Source organism: Streptomyces sp. NPDC006174, from assembly GCF_040614075.1.
In the GTDB taxonomy this organism is placed as follows: domain Bacteria; phylum Actinomycetota; class Actinomycetes; order Streptomycetales; family Streptomycetaceae; genus Streptomyces.
The window spans coordinates 857,009-871,782 of sequence record NZ_JBEXTJ010000001.1 but is presented as its reverse complement, the minus strand read 5'-3'; the positions used below and the strand labels follow the sequence as shown (position 1 = coordinate 871,782).

The window sequence follows — 14,774 nt, the reverse complement described above, 5'->3', positions numbered from 1 at the left end:
CGTCAGGGGCTATCGGCGAACCTCTCAGGTTCCGATGACAGATGGGGAGGATTCGTCCTGACGTCGTCATGCCCTGGAGCCGTATCCATGAGCACTGCCCCCCGTCTCACCGCCCTCGACGCGCTGCACCGCTCGCTCGGCGCCACCATGACCGACTTCGCGGGCTGGGACATGCCGCTGCGGTACGCCAGTGAGCGCGACGAGCACAACGCCGTACGCACCCGGGCCGGTCTCTTCGACCTGTCGCACATGGGCGAGATCACCGTCACCGGTCCCGAGGCCGCGGCCTTCCTGAGCTACGCGCTGGTGGGCAACATCGCCACCGTCGGCAACGGCCGGGCCCGCTACACGATGATCGTCCAGGAGGACGGCGGGATCGTGGACGACCTGATCGTCTACCGCCTGGGCGAGACCGAGTACATGGTGGTCGCCAACGCGGGCAACGCGCAGATCGTGCTGGACGCGCTGACCGAGCGGGCCGGGGGCTTCGACGCCGAGGTGCGCGACGACCGGGACGCGTACGCGCTGCTCGCGGTCCAGGGCCCGGAGTCGCCGGCCATCATGAAGGCGGTCACCGACGCCGACCTGGACGGGCTGAAGTACTACGCGGGCCTGCCGGGCACGGTCGCCGGGGTGCCGGCGCTCATCGCCCGTACCGGCTACACCGGCGAGGACGGCTTTGAACTCTTCGTCGCGCCCGAGCACGCCGAGCAGCTGTGGCGCGCGCTGAGCGAGGCCGGCGAGGCGCACGGCCTCATCCCGTGCGGGCTCTCCTGCCGGGACACGCTGCGCCTGGAGGCGGGCATGCCGCTGTACGGGCACGAGCTGACGACGGCGCTGACCCCGTTCGACGCGGGTCTGGGCCGGGTCGTGAAGTTCGAGAAGGAGGGCGACTTCGTGGGCCGCGAGGCGCTCCAGGCCGCCGCCGAGCACGCCGAGAGCGCCCCGCCGCGCAAGCTGGTCGGCCTGATCGCCGAGGGCCGCCGGGTCCCGCGCGCCGGTTTCCCCGTTGTCGCCGTCGGCGGGCCCGCCGGCAAGGTGATCGGCGAGGTCACCTCCGGCGCCCCCTCCCCCACCCTCGGCAAGCCGATCGCCATGGCGTACGTGGACGCTGCCTTCGCCGCGCCGGGCACCGAGGGCGTGGGCGTGGACATCCGGGGCACGCACGAGCCGTACGAGGTCGTCGCGCTGCCGTTCTACAAGCGCCAGAAGTGATATCCCGGAAGAAACCGGGCTTCTCGCTCCACTCGGGCGTCACGGAAGTGACGCACCTCCGTCTCACCCCGTAAGACCACCGTTCATCAGCACTCCCCCGCGTACAGGAGAATTCAGGTCATGAGCAACCCCCAGCAGCTGCGGTACAGCAAGGAGCACGAGTGGCTGTCGGCCGTCGAGGACGGCGTGGCCACGATCGGCATCACGGAGTACGCGGCCAACGCGCTCGGTGACGTCGTCTACGCCCAGCTTCCGGAGGTCGGTGACACGGTGACCGCGGGCGAGACCTGCGGCGAGCTGGAGTCGACCAAGTCCGTCAGCGATCTGTACTCGCCGGTGACCGGAGAGGTGACGGCGGCCAACCAGGACGTCGTGGACGACCCCTCGCTGGTGAACTCCGCTCCCTTCGAGGGCGGCTGGCTGTTCAAGGTGCGCGTCACGGAGGAGCCGGCCGATCTGCTCTCCGCCGACGAGTACACCGCGTTCTCCGGCAACTGAGACCTGAGACCTTAAGGGAACCCCCTGATGTCGCTTCTGAACTCCTCCCTCCACGACCTGGACCCGGACGTCGCCGCCGCCGTCGACGCCGAGCTCCACCGTCAGCAGTCCACCCTCGAGATGATCGCCTCGGAGAACTTCGCTCCGGTCGCGGTCATGGAGGCCCAGGGCTCCGTCCTCACCAACAAGTACGCCGAGGGCTACCCCGGCCGCCGCTACTACGGCGGCTGTGAGCACGTCGACGTGGTCGAGCAGATCGCGATCGACCGCGTCAAGGCCCTGTTCGGTGCCGAGGCCGCGAACGTCCAGCCGCACTCCGGTGCGCAGGCGAACGCCGCCGCGATGTTCGCGCTGCTGAAGCCGGGCGACACGATCATGGGTCTGAACCTGGCCCACGGCGGTCACCTGACCCACGGCATGAAGATCAACTTCTCCGGCAAGCTCTACAACGTGGTCCCGTACCACGTCGACGAGAGCGGCATCGTGGACATGGAGGAGGTCGAGCGCCTCGCCAAGGAGTCCCAGCCGAAGCTGATCGTGGCCGGCTGGTCCGCCTACCCGCGCCAGCTGGACTTCGCCGCCTTCCGCCGGATCGCGGACGAGGTCGGCGCGTACCTCATGGTCGACATGGCGCACTTCGCGGGCCTGGTCGCGGCCGGGCTGCACCCCAACCCGGTGCAGCACGCCCACGTCGTCACCACCACCACGCACAAGACGCTCGGCGGTCCGCGCGGTGGCGTGATCCTCTCCACGCAGGAGCTCGCCAAGAAGATCAACTCGGCGGTCTTCCCGGGTCAGCAGGGCGGCCCGCTGGAGCACGTGATCGCGGCCAAGGCGGTCTCGTTCAAGATCGCGGCGGGCGAGGAGTTCAAGGAGCGCCAGCAGCGCACGCTGGACGGCGCGCGGATCCTGGCCGAGCGCCTGGTCCAGCCGGACGTCACCGAGGTGGGCGTCTCCGTCCTCTCCGGCGGCACCGACGTGCACCTGGTCCTGGTCGACCTGCGCAACTCCGAGCTGGACGGCCAGCAGGCCGAGGACCGGCTCCACGAGCTGGGCATCACGGTCAACCGGAACGCCATCCCGAACGACCCGCGCCCGCCGATGGTCACCTCGGGCCTGCGGATCGGCACCCCGGCGCTGGCCACGCGTGGCTTCGGCACCGAGGACTTCACCGAGGTCGCGGAGATCATCGCCGCCGCGCTCAAGCCGTCGTACGACGCCGACGACCTCAAGGCCCGCGTGGTCGCGCTGGCCGAGAAGTTCCCGCTGTACCCCGGTCTGAAGTAGCACCTGGCCTGCGGTTCCGCGCATCCGGACGGGGCACCGCGCACACTGAGGAGAGTGAGCGCGGTGCCCCGTTCCTTGCCCCTCTCCCGTTTGTTTTCTCCCGCTTGCCCCGCTTGTCCCGCACCGCCCAGGCAGACAACGGCGTCTTCCAACCCCCAAGGAGTCCTCCCGTGGCCATCTCGGTCTTCGACCTCTTCTCGGTCGGCATCGGCCCGTCCAGCTCCCACACGGTGGGCCCGATGCGGGCCGCCCGGATGTTCGCGCGCCGCCTGAAGAACGAGGGCCTGCTCGCGCACACGACCTCGATACGGGCCGAGCTGTACGGCTCCCTCGGCGCGACCGGCCACGGCCACGGCACCCCGAAGGCGGTCCTGCTCGGCCTGGAGGGCGAGTCGCCGCAGACGGTGGACGTGGAGTCCGCCGACGGCCGGGTCGAGGAGATCCGCTCCACCGGCCGGATCAACCTGCTCGGCATGCACGAGATCGCGTTCGCCTTCGACGACGACCTGATCCTGCACCGCCGCAAGGCGCTCCCGTACCACGCCAACGGGATGACGATCTTCGCGTACGACACCGAGGGCGCGCCGGTCCTGGAGAAGACGTACTACTCGGTCGGCGGCGGCTTCGTGGTGGACGAGGACGCGGTGGCGGGCGAGAACCCGATCGTCCCGGACGACACGGCACTGCGGCACCCGTTCCGCACCGGCGACGAGCTGCTGCGCCTGGCCCGCGAGACCGGCCTCTCGATCTCCCAGATGATGCTGGAGAACGAGCTGGCCTGGCGCACCGAGGCGGAGATCCGCTCGGGGCTGCTGGACATCTGGCGGGTCATGCAGGCGTGCGTCTCGCGCGGCATGTCCCGCGAAGGCATCCTCCCCGGCGGCCTCAAGGTCCGCCGCCGCGCCGCCAACTCGGCCCGCCAGCTGCGCGCCGAGGGCGACCCGCAGGCCCACGCGATGGAGTGGATCACCCTCTACGCGATGGCGGTCAACGAGGAGAACGCGGCAGGCGGCCGCGTGGTCACCGCACCGACCAACGGCGCGGCGGGCATCATCCCGGCCGTCCTGCACTACTACATGAACTTCGCCTCCGGCGGCTGCACCGAGGCGGAGAAGGAGGACAGCGTGGTCCGCTTCCTCCTGGCCGCCGGCGCGATCGGCCTGCTCTTCAAGGAGAACGCCTCCATCTCCGGCGCCGAGGTCGGCTGCCAGGGCGAGGTCGGCTCGGCCTGCTCGATGGCGGCCGGCGCCCTGGCCGAGGTCCTGGGCGGCTCTCCCGAGCAGGTGGAGAACGCCGCCGAGATCGGCATGGAGCACAACCTGGGCCTGACCTGCGACCCGGTCGGTGGCCTGGTCCAGATCCCGTGCATCGAGCGCAACGGCATGGCGGCGGTGAAGGCGGTCACGGCGGCGAAGATGGCGCTGCGCGGCGACGGCAGCCACAAGGTCTCCTTGGACAAGGTCATCAAGACCATGAAGGAGACGGGCGCCGATATGAGCGTCAAGTACAAGGAGACGGCCCGGGGCGGGCTCGCGGTGAACATCATCGAGTGCTGAGGGGCGTGGGCACTGACCTGTGTGCGGTGCGGTGAGCGGTTTGGACGCAGCGGTCGTCGTGACGCGGGTGCCGGGCTCGCCCGGTACCCGCGTCACGACGCGGCCGACGGCTCGCGGCCGTGGTCCCCAGGGAGCCGGTGTTCACACCGGCTCCCTGGGGAGGCGCGATGAGGTGATCAGGGGCTGTTGTATCCCTCGATCGTCCGGAAGCGGTCGAAGGTCCAGACCCCGGTCGGGGTTTCCCAGCTGCCCAGGGCTTCGTTCAGCGAACCGTCGGGCTTGGCGGTCCAGGTGAAGGCCTTCACCCTGCCGTCGGCGTAGCCGTAGAGGGCGCCCAGGTCGTCGCGCCCGTCGCCGTTGTAGTCACCGGTGACGATCTGCATGTTGACGCGCCAGTACCGTTCGGCGGGAGCGGTCCACACCTCCCGGCGGTTACCGAATTTGCCGTCCTCGCCACTGGCGGTGAAGGTGATCACGCCGTCGTGACCATCGGCGTAGTCGTACCAGACGGCGATGTCGTCGCGGCCGTCACCGTCGAGGTCACCGGAGTGGACGCTGGCCCGGGCGGCGTTCCAGCCGCTGGACTCCCAGCCGTGGGTGGCGACGTCGTTGAACCCGCCGTCAGGCTTCGCGGTGAAGGTGATCAGCTTGACGTCGCCGGTGGCGTACTCGTAGAGGGTGGCGAGGTCGTCGCGGCCATCGGCGTTGTAGTCGCCGGTGACGAACCTCATGGCCGAGGCATTCCAGCCGTCGGCCCGGTAGAACGAGGAGAAGGGGGCCGCGAAGCCACCGTCGGCCCTGGAGAGGAAGGTGTGGATCCTGTCGCTGCCGTCGGCGTAGTCGTACCACGTGGCGATGTCGTCGCGGCCGTCACCGTTGAAGTCACCCGTCTGGACGATGATCCGGCTGAAGGTCCAGGTCTTGGGCTCGGAGATCCACGAGAGCAGAGGATTGGCGAAGTTGCCGTCGCCCTTGCCGAGCCAGGTGCGGAGCGCGACACGGCCGTCGGCATGTGCGTAGAAGGACGCGATGTCGCCCAGACCGTCGCCGTTGAAGTCACCGGTGGTGCGCTTCATGCTGGCGGTGTCGTAGTTGCCCGCAGCAATCTCCCAGCTGCCGAGAGGACTGTCGAAGCCTCCGTCGGCCTTGCCGGTGAAGGTGCGGATCCTGTCCCTGCCGTCGGCATGGTCGTACCAGCCGGCCATGTCGCTGCGTCCGTCGCCGTCGTAGTCGTGGCGGATCACGGTACCGGCGGCCCACTGGGTCTTGCCCGCGGCATCCTGGATGACGAGGTTGCCGCGGTGCTGGAGCACGGCCTTCCCGCCGGCAGCCGAGGTTTTGGACTCCCACAGCGTCTCGCTGCCGTCCGCGGACTTCACCGTGAGGTTTCCATCGGCACCGAATGCCGCGACCGCTCCGGGGTTCCCGCCCGTACCCGTGGACCACAGGGTCTTGTTCGCGTTGGAGGCGACCACCAGGTTGCCGTCGGCCCCCATCGTCAGCCTGGCGGAGTTCGCGGTCAGGGAGTCCCCGGAAGCCAGCTGCCGACCCGCTCGGAGGGTGGTACCGAGAACCGTGTTGTCCACCCGAGTGGCCACCGCGCCGGTGCGCTCCTCCGTCTCGTTCAGGCAACCCCCCTGCCACGACCGGCTGCTGACCGCGACCAACTCGAACGCGCCGTTGGCCAGGGTGCGCAGCACCGGGCCCCCCGCGTCACCCTTGCAGACAGCGGCACCAGCGCTCGCGGGAGACAGCAGTGTGGAAGGAGTCGTGCTGCTGTCGACCTTGAAGGTGCCCGCGTGCAGCTTGCCCTGGATCCACTCGTGCTTCGTGCGACCGTAGCCGGCGACCGTCAACTCCTCACCATCCGCGGGGGGAGCGGTGGCGAGTACCACGGGCTTGATCGCGCCGGCCGGAGAGGCGAGACGCGCCATCACCAGGTCACGTCCCGCCCGCGGGACGATATGCACGATCTCGCTGACGTGACCGCCACTGGTGGCGGTCACGTCGGTGCGGCCGATGGTCGCGACCGTCTTCAGCGCGGGCTTCCCTGTGGGCACCGCGGAGGGCGCCTGGGGGTTCGTGGCGAAGCAGGAGGAGGCGGTCACGATCCAGTAGGGGTCCACGAGCGCTCCGGTGCAGGACCGCTGCGCGTCGCCCTGGCCTATGTCGATCTTCGCCGTGAACGCGTAAGCGGTGCCGCTGACTGCGCCACCGGACAGGGATTGAGCCGGTGAGGCAGTGGTCAAAGCGCCGATCGCGGCGGCCGCCGCGATCAGAGCTGTACTCCGCACACGGCGGGAGGACTTCACATACACAAAAGTTTCCTTGCTGAAAGAAAGGCCGTTTCAGGCCGGTATGAAAGCGGAGGCGGCTATGGGTGAGCGCCGACCGCCCGGAAAGGCGCAGGCCGTGCGTCAGTCGGCCCGCACGGATCTCCATCGCACCCACGCCGGGCGGTACGGACGCCCATGCCCGGGAAAGTGAAGCATGGCCGTACCCTCGGCTCGACCGGACGCTGCGCGAGAGGCAGAGGGCGTGCCGGCCGCCGGCTGTGTGGAGCCTGCCGACGAAGTCCTGCGGTACCCGCGGTCGACGAAGCCCTGCGGTACCCACGGTCATGCCGACCGCGGTCGTGTCGTTCCTGCCCTTGGTCGTGAAAGCCGCGGGAAGGTCCAGGACCGGTCAGCCGGAGTGCCCGCCTTGAAGCAGATCTTGTCCTGCTCATTCGATCCCCAAGTCCGCCGCCGACTGCCGGATGCTCCGCACAGGAATCGAATCCAACTGCAGGGAAATCCATCATCAGTCGGCCGGGCATGCCTCAACTCCCCGTGAAGCAGCCCTTTATCTTCCCCCGGCGGACGAGAGGCTCCCCGAACTCGGCGAGCTTCACCCTCTTCGCTATACCAGCACGAAATAGTCATCAAGTCGACGGGAGGAAACCATGCAAAACGCAGTATGTTCTGTGCATTCAGAGTGATTTCCGCCACAGGCCATGAGGGTTGCACGGCGAGTTGTGTTGGCAAGGTGAAGCATCGCTGATGCCGGGTCAAGGGCCGGATGCCGACAGGGAGCTGGAGAAGCAGAATCTCCTGCGGAGTTGCCTGCACGGGCAGTTGGTCGGGCCCGGCACCACAAGAAGCTGCCCCTGTGCGCCGTTTCGCTTCCCTTGGTATTCCGTCCGGCGGGCACGTCGAAATCTGCCTGGAGCGTGGAAGCCGGCCTTTCCCTATCCTTCCTGCGCAAGGGGCGGTGGCGGAGGATCCAGGCCCGGTCGTGGCTCTCGATCCGTTCGCGCGGGCGGACGAGGAGAATTCCGGCACGTGATCCCCTCATCGCGAGTTCGTGGCTCCATTCGGGTGCCTTTCGAGGACGCGGCCCATCCGCGCACGCCCGGGCTCCGGAGCAGCCGTGAAACCGCTCGGTATTCCGGGCGGGACACCGCGCTTCTCCGGGAGCGTCATGCGTACACGTAGAACCGTCGTCGCTGTATCCGCCGCCGTGGTCGCGGCCCTCTCCGTACCGGCCCTGGCGTCCGCCGACGGCCACGGCGGGCCCACCATGGACCACCGCGGGCACCAGGCGCTCACCGCCATCGGGCTGACCGCCGACCAGCGGTTGGTCGCGTGCGGGGTCCACCGGCCCGCCGAGACCTCGGCCATCGGAAGGTGGCCGGGCTGCACGGAAACACCAAGATCGTCGGGATCGACTTCCGCGTCCAGAACGGGAAGCTCTACGGCGTCGGCGACAAGGGCGGCATCTACACCCTCGGCACCTCCGACGCCCAGGCCCGGAAGGTCTCCCAGCTCACCGTCTCCGGCAAACGGTTCGGCGTCGACTTCAACCCCGCCGCCAACCGGCTCCGCGTCATCAGCGACACCGGACAGAACCTGCGGCACAACATCGACGACAACACCGCTCCCCCCGGCACCACCACCGACGGCACCCTCACCAACCCCACCACACCACCCTCCACCGCCCAGGGCGTCACCGGCGCCGCCTACCCCAACAACGACCTCAACACCGCCACCGCGACCACCCTGTTCGACATCGACACCCTCACCGACCGCCTCTCCCTCCAGTCACCCGCCAACGCCGGCACCCTCGCCCCGACCGGAAACCTCGGCGCGGACGCGGGACCGGACGCCGGCTTCGACATCTACTGCCGGTGACCAGCGCTCTGCCCGGCGAGGCGGCGGGTGGTGCGGGAGGCGCCTGGGGCGCGGCTTCCGTACCGGTACGCCCGGGAGTGCCGGGGTCGCTACCGGGGCGGTGCGCGTGGTGAGCTCGGCAGCAGCCTGGCCGCGCCGGTCGACCTGCTGTGGTCGGCCATCCTGTTCGCCGTCTTCTGCCCGCTCGCCGTCCGTGCCTACGGCCGCCAGGAGTGACCGAAACCGGACCGGCTCACAGGCCCTGCGTCAAACGGTGCAGTCTCAGGGCCAGTTGGATCTCCAGCGTGCGCGGCGGCTCGTTCCAGTCCGGGCCGAGGAGGCGGCCGATGCGTTCCAGGCGCTGGACCACCGTGTTCACGTGGACGTGGAGCAGGGTCTTGGTGCGCGTGAGGCTCGCGCCTTGCGCGAAGTACGCGTCCAGGGTGGCGACCAGATCCGTGGAGCGGGCGTCGTCGTAGTCCAGCACCGGACCGAGCGTCCGGCGTACGTAGCCGGTCAAGTCGGCCTGGTCTCCCAGGAGTACGCCGATGAAGCCCAGGTCCGCTGTCGCCCCGCCGCTCCCGGTGTGGCCGAGCGCGCGCAACGCGGAGAGGCAGCGGGTGGCCTCGTCGTGGGCGCCGGGCAGTTCGGCCGGGCCGGTGGCGGGGCCGGCCGCGCCGACGGTGACCGGGCAGCCGGCCGCCTGGGCCAGTTCGGCGGCGAGCGTCTGGGCGTCCGGCCCCGGTGTGCCGGAAGGGGCCACCAGGACGACGTGGTCGTGGTGGAGACCGGCGAGGCCGTTGCGGGTCTGGGCGCTGCGCGCGGCGGCGGCCAGCAGGCGGTGGCGCGGCGCCACCTCGCTGTGGGCCACGAACACGCTGTGCAGGCGGCCCAGGTCGACGCCGAGGCGGCGCGCCCGAGCGGTCAGCGTGCCCGGGTCGCCGGTGCGCGAGAGCAGGTCGCCGAGCAGCTCACCGCGTACCCGGTCCTCCGTCTCGGCGACCGAGCGGCGCAGCAGCATCAGCAGCGCGGTCACCACGCTGGCCCGCTCGAACAGCAGCCGGTCCGCGTCCGCCAGGCCCGCGCGGTTGGTCAGCGCGATGGAGCCGAGGAGTTCGGGCCCGGCGAGGACCGCGCAGACCCAGGTGCCGTTGAGCGGGACGGCCCGGCCACGGGCCCGGGAGGCGGCGACCGCCGGGGTCGGCGGAGGCTGCGGTTCGGTGCGGGCTCGGGCGAGTTCGGCGCCGTCCGCGTCGTGGATGAGGATGCCGCCGTCCAGGATGTCGGCGAGCGCGGCGGCCACGTCGTCGGCGCCGCCGCCGCGCAGGACGAGATCGGTGAGCTGGTCGTGGGCCTCCTCGGCGCGGCGCATCGCCTCGCTGTGCGTGCGGATCGTCTCGGAGGCGGCGTTGAGGTCGACGAGCGCGGCCCGCGTCTCCTCCAGCAGCCGGGCCCCGTCGATGGCGATCGCCGCGTGGTCGGCCAGCGAGGAGAGCAGCGCCACCTCTCCGGCGGTGAACTCGCGAGGTGCGCGGTCGGCCGCGTACAGGACGCCGATGATGCGGCTGCCGAGCCGCAGCGGTACGCCGAGGATCGCGCGCAGCCCCTCGTCCGAGACCGCGCTGTCGATGGTGGTGGTGTGGTGGAAGCGGGTGTCGGCGCCGTAGTCGCCGGTCGCGTACGGGCGGGCCGTCTGGGCGACGAGGCCGCCGAGGCCCTCGCCCATGCCGAGCCGCACCTTCTGGAACGCCTCGGCGACCGAGCCGTCGGTGACCCGCATGTACGTGTCGCCTGCCGCGTCGTCGTTGAGCGAGAGGTAGGTGACGTCGGTGCCGAGCAGCAGTTTGGCCCGGTGGACGATGGCCCGCAGGACGGCGTCCAGGTCGCGCAGGGCCGCGAGGTCGCTGGCCGTGTCGAAGAGCGCGGTGAGCTGCGCCTCGCGGACCCGGTGCTGGCTGAGCGTGCGCCGGATCCGCAGCGCCACGGTGGTGGCCTCGGCGATCTCGGCCAGTTCGGCGGCGGGGGCGCCCGCCTCCCGCGCGGTGGCGGCGGGCCGGTCGAACTCCTCGGCCGCCGCGCCGTGCGCCAGCAGGTCGAGCAGCCGGCGCAGGGCCGCTGCGGAGTGCTGGGGTCCGGGGGCTGTCACGCCGGTGAGCATACGGTGATCGCCTTCCGGAGGAACGGCCTCTCCCGCGCACTCCGTGGAGCCGGGCGCGCGGGAGAGGGATGAGGTCAGCGGCCGAGCGGGACCGAGTCCTTGACGGTGGCGGCCGGTGCCGCCGGAACCGAGTCCTCCAGGCCGTCCTTGGCCAGGTCGCGGCCCCGGGTCTCCTTCGCGATCCACACCGTCACCGCCGTGACCAGCGCGGCGAAGCAGAGGTAGAGCGAGATCGGAACGGACGAGCGGTAGTCCTTCAGCAGCTCGACCGCGATCAGCGGAGCGAGCGCGCCGCCGATGATCGAGGCGAGCTGCGAGCCCATCGAGGCGCCGGAGTAGCGGACCTTCGTGTCGAACATCTCGGAGATGAAGGCCGCCTGCGGCCCGTACATCGCGCCGTGCAGCAGCAGTCCGACGGTGACCGAGAGGACGATCACCGGGAAGGACTTGGTGTCCAGGAGCGCGAAGAATCCGAAGGCCCAGACCGCCATGCCGAGAGCGCCGATCAGCGTGACGGGCCGGCGGCCGAGCCGGTCGGAGAGCGCGCCCCACAGCGGGATGGTGACGAAGTGGACCGCCGAGCCGATCAGTACGGCGTTCAGCGCGTCGCTCTTGGACATCTCCAGGTGCACGGTCACGTAGACGAGGAGGAACGCGGTGAGGATGTAGTACGAGATGTTCTCGCCGAACCGGGTGCCGATGGCGAGGAGCACCTCGCGCCAGTTCTTGCGGAACACCGCGACGACCGGCGGCTGTTCCTTGACGCCCGCCGCCGCCCGCTCCCGCGCCTTCTCCTGCGCCTCCAGGAAGACCGGGGACTCCTCGACGGAGATCCGGATCCAGAGGCCGAGCATCACCAGGACGCCGGAGAGCAGGAACGGGATGCGCCAGCCCCAGGCGAGGAAGGCCTCGTCGGACTGGACGGCGGCGAGCAGCGCCAGGACACCGGTGGCGAGCAGGTTGCCGCCGGGCGCTCCGGCCTGCGGCCAGGAAGCCCAGAAGCCGCGCCGCTGGTCGCCGCCGTGTTCGGAGACGAGGAGCACGGCCCCGCCCCACTCACCGCCGAGCGCGAAGCCCTGGACGAGGCGCAGGACGGTCAGCAGGATCGGCGCCCAGACGCCGATGCTGGCGTGGGTCGGCAGCAGGCCCATGAGGAAGGTGGCGCCGCCCATCATGAGCAGGCTGATCACCAGGAGCTTCTTGCGGCCGATCTTGTCGCCGTAGTGGCCGAAGACGACGCCGCCGAGCGGCCGGGCGGCGAAGCCGACCGCGTACGTCAGGAAGGCCAGGAGCGTGCCGACGAGCGGGTCGCTGCTGGGGAAGAACAGCGTGTTGAAGACGAGCGCGGCGGCCGAGCCGTAGAGGAAGAAGTCGTACCACTCGATGGTGGTGCCGACGAGGCTGGCCGCGACGATCCGGCCGATGCGGCTGGTGCCGGGCGGAGCGGAGGGCTGGGCGGAGGTTGGGGAACCCATGGTGAGTCACCGCGTTTCGTTGGCAGGTGGATCAGGGACGGGGATGCGGGTGGTACGGGGGTGGTGCGCCGGCTTCGGTGGGGGCCGGAGACGGGTGGGGCCGGAGGCAGAGCGGGGTTCAGCGGGCGCTCCAGCCTCCGTCGACGGGGAGGGAGGCGCCGGTGATGTACGAGGTGTGCGGGCCGCAGAGCCAGACGCAGACGGCGGCCACCTCCTCGGGCTCGATCAGCCGCTTGATCGCGGACCGGTCCAGCAGGACATCGGCGACGACCTCGTCCGACGCGATGCCGTACGCGGCGGCCTGCGCGGCGATCTGGCCCTCGACCAGCGGAGTCCGTACGTAACCGGGGTCGACGCAGTTGCTGGTCACACCGTGCGGGGCGCCTTCCAGCGCGGCCACCTTGCTCAGCCCTTCCAGGCCGTGCTTGGCGGCGACGTACGCGGACTTGAAAGGGCTGGCCCGCAGGCCGTGCATGCTGGACACGTTGACCAGCCGGCCCCAGCCGCCCGCGTACATGTGCGGCAGGCAGTGGCGCATCAGCAGGAACGGCGCGGTCAGCATCACCTTCTGGATCAGCGCGAACCGGTCCGGCGGGAAGTCCTCGATGGGCGCCACGTGCTGGAGCCCGGCGTTGTTGACCAGGATGTCCACGGCCCTCGGCAGCGCGCCGACCGCCTCCGCGTCGGCGAGGTCCACGACATGGGCCACTCCGCCGGTCGCGGCGGCGACGGCCTTCGCGGCGTCGGCGTCGCGGTCGGCCACGTGCACGAGGGCCCCGGCCGCGGCGAGCGCCTCGGCGGTGGCCCGTCCGATGCCGCTGCCGCCACCGGTGACCAGAGCGGTGCGCCCGCTGAGGTCCACGGCTCCGGCTGCCTGGACCGAGGGACCGGGCGCTGCGTGAAATTGGCTCGTCATGGCCGGAAACGCTAGAGACACCCGGCCGGACATCCCATGGCACGGACCACCACAGTGGTGGCGGCCGGTGTGGCGGCCGCCACCACTGTCTAACCGTTCAGCGGGCAGTACGTGAGCAGCTTCGCCGGATCCGCTCCTGACGGCGGCTTCAGCGTGCGGCTGGACGGAGGCCGTACGCCATGATCCAGCCAGCGTTCCAGCGCGGCGGCCGCCGAACGGTGGCACGGCACCAAGGGCCGCACCCGGCCCGGGAAGGCGTCGGCGAGCGAGTCCACGTGCGTGCCGGCCTCGACGCGGTAGTACCGGTGGAGGTGGCCACGGCCTTCGCGCTTCACCAGCCGCGCGTAGACGTCCGAGCTGCGCGAGATCGGCAGAAGGACGTCGTAGGTGCCGTGGAAGCTGATGAGCGGCTTGCCGATGCGGCCGGTCAGCGCGATCTTCGCGACGGCCTTCCGGACCTCCTTCGGCCGGTCGGCGTAGACGTAGTCGGCGTCGCAGGCCGGAGTGCCGGGTGTGCAGAACGGCGTGCCGGCCTCCGTCGCTCCGTCGAATCCCGGGTCCAGCTCCTCGCGGTAGACGCGCTGGGTGAGGTCCCAGTAGTACTGGTGGTGGAAGGGCCAGAGGAACTCCGAACCGGCCGGGAAACCGGCGTCCGTCATCGCCCGGTGCGCCTGCTCGGCGCCCGCGCCTTCGGCCGCGTACGCCGGATAGTGCCGGAGCGCCGTCGGCAGGAAGGTGAGGAGGTTCGGTCCCTCGGTGCGCCAGAGCGTGCCTTCCCAGTCCACGCCGCCGTCGTACAGCTCGGGATGGTTCTCCAGCTGCCAGCGCACCAGATAGCCGCCGTTGGACAGGCCCATCGCCAGCGTGCGCGTGGGCGGGCGGTGGTAGCGGCGGGCGACGACCTGGCGGGCCGCGCGGGTGAGTTGAGTGACGCGGTGGTTGCCTTCGGCCAGCGCGTCGCCGGGGGTTCTGCCGTCGCGGTGGAAGGCGGCGGAGGTCGCGCCCTTGTCGGTGGTCGCGAACGCGTAGCCGCCCGCGACCGCCCAGTCGCCGAAGGCCCGGTCGTTGGCGTACTGCTCGCGCAGGCCTGGCGCGCCGGAGACGACCAGGCCGCCGTTCCAGCGGTCCGGGAGGCGGATGACGAACTGCGCGTCGTGGTTCCAGCCGTGGTTGGTGTTGGTGGTGGAGGAGTCGGGAAAGTAGCCGTCGATCTGGATGCCGGAAACGCCTCTGGGCGTCGCCAGGCCTTCCGGCGTGAGGCCGGCCCAGTCGGCGGGGTCGGTGTGACCTGAGGCTACGGTGCCGGCGGTGGTCAACTCGGTGAGGCAGGAGGCCTTTTGGTGTTCTGCGCCCGGGACTTCGAGCGTGTCGATACGGGAGCAGTGGGCGGGACGGGCGGTGGCCGGCGGCAAGGGTGCGGCGGTGGCCGGAGCGGCGGTCCAGGCGGTCAGCGCGGCGGCGGCGAGAGCGGCGGGGCGGAGCCATCGGCGGTGGGTGGCAGGTGGGTCGACTGGCATG

10 protein-coding genes and 1 pseudogene are annotated in these 14,774 nt (G+C 70.7%); 6 read left to right on the top strand and 5 right to left on the bottom strand.

Annotated features, from left to right (window positions below; translation table 11 throughout):
- Positions 1-87: 87 nt before the first annotated feature.
- The 4 genes from gcvT (at position 88) to ABZ267_RS03890 (ending at position 4,556) form a co-directional block, all read left to right on the top strand.
- The gene (gene gcvT / locus ABZ267_RS03905; protein ID WP_356748200.1) at positions 88-1,215 is read left to right on the top strand and encodes a glycine cleavage system aminomethyltransferase GcvT; all 1,128 of its coding nucleotides are present in this window, start codon (positions 88-90) and stop codon (positions 1,213-1,215) included.
- 120 nt (positions 1,216-1,335) lie between these two features.
- Entirely contained in the window at positions 1,336-1,713 is a 378-nt protein-coding gene (gcvH, locus tag ABZ267_RS03900; protein WP_018509777.1) for a glycine cleavage system protein GcvH, read from the top strand.
- 27 nt (positions 1,714-1,740) lie between these two features.
- Complete coding sequence (gene glyA, locus ABZ267_RS03895; RefSeq protein WP_356748198.1) at positions 1,741-3,000, top strand: serine hydroxymethyltransferase; 1,260 nt, start codon at positions 1,741-1,743, stop codon at positions 2,998-3,000.
- 170 nt (positions 3,001-3,170) lie between these two features.
- On the top strand, positions 3,171-4,556 hold the full coding sequence (locus tag ABZ267_RS03890; RefSeq protein ID WP_356748196.1) for an L-serine ammonia-lyase: 1,386 nt from the start codon (positions 3,171-3,173) through the stop codon (positions 4,554-4,556).
- Positions 4,557-4,732: 176 nt separating this feature from the next.
- Here ABZ267_RS03890 and ABZ267_RS03885 read toward each other — a convergent pair whose 3' ends face one another.
- The gene (locus ABZ267_RS03885) at positions 4,733-6,850 is read right to left on the bottom strand and encodes an FG-GAP-like repeat-containing protein (RefSeq protein ID WP_356748194.1); all 2,118 of its coding nucleotides are present in this window, start codon (positions 6,848-6,850) and stop codon (positions 4,733-4,735) included.
- Positions 6,851-8,018: 1,168 nt separating this feature from the next.
- Between ABZ267_RS03885 and ABZ267_RS03880 the strand changes: the two are divergent.
- Together ABZ267_RS03880 and ABZ267_RS03875 are read left to right on the top strand one after the other, a co-directional pair.
- Positions 8,019-8,719: pseudogene (locus tag ABZ267_RS03880) on the top strand (DUF4394 domain-containing protein); the annotation flags it as partial.
- A 39-nt stretch (positions 8,720-8,758) separates the two neighbouring features.
- Positions 8,759-8,944, top strand: a complete 186-nt coding sequence (locus ABZ267_RS03875; RefSeq protein ID WP_356748192.1) for a hypothetical protein — start codon at positions 8,759-8,761, stop codon at positions 8,942-8,944.
- Between the two features lie 16 nt (positions 8,945-8,960).
- Here the strand turns inward: ABZ267_RS03875 and ABZ267_RS03870 are convergent, their stop codons facing one another.
- From ABZ267_RS03870 to ABZ267_RS03855, 4 genes are all read right to left on the bottom strand, one after another.
- On the bottom strand, positions 8,961-10,865 hold the full coding sequence (locus ABZ267_RS03870) for a GAF domain-containing protein (RefSeq protein ID WP_356748190.1): 1,905 nt from the start codon (positions 10,863-10,865) through the stop codon (positions 8,961-8,963).
- 74 nt (positions 10,866-10,939) lie between these two features.
- Complete coding sequence (locus ABZ267_RS03865; RefSeq protein WP_356748188.1) at positions 10,940-12,340, bottom strand: MFS transporter; 1,401 nt, start codon at positions 12,338-12,340, stop codon at positions 10,940-10,942.
- A gap of 118 nt (positions 12,341-12,458) precedes the next feature.
- Positions 12,459-13,256 (bottom strand): 3-hydroxybutyrate dehydrogenase, encoded by a 798-nt coding sequence (locus ABZ267_RS03860; protein ID WP_356748186.1) that lies wholly within the window; start codon positions 13,254-13,256, stop codon positions 12,459-12,461.
- An 89-nt stretch (positions 13,257-13,345) separates the two neighbouring features.
- Complete coding sequence (locus ABZ267_RS03855; protein WP_356748184.1) at positions 13,346-14,773, bottom strand: tannase/feruloyl esterase family alpha/beta hydrolase; 1,428 nt, start codon at positions 14,771-14,773, stop codon at positions 13,346-13,348.
- Between the last annotated feature and the right edge of the window lies 1 nt (position 14,774).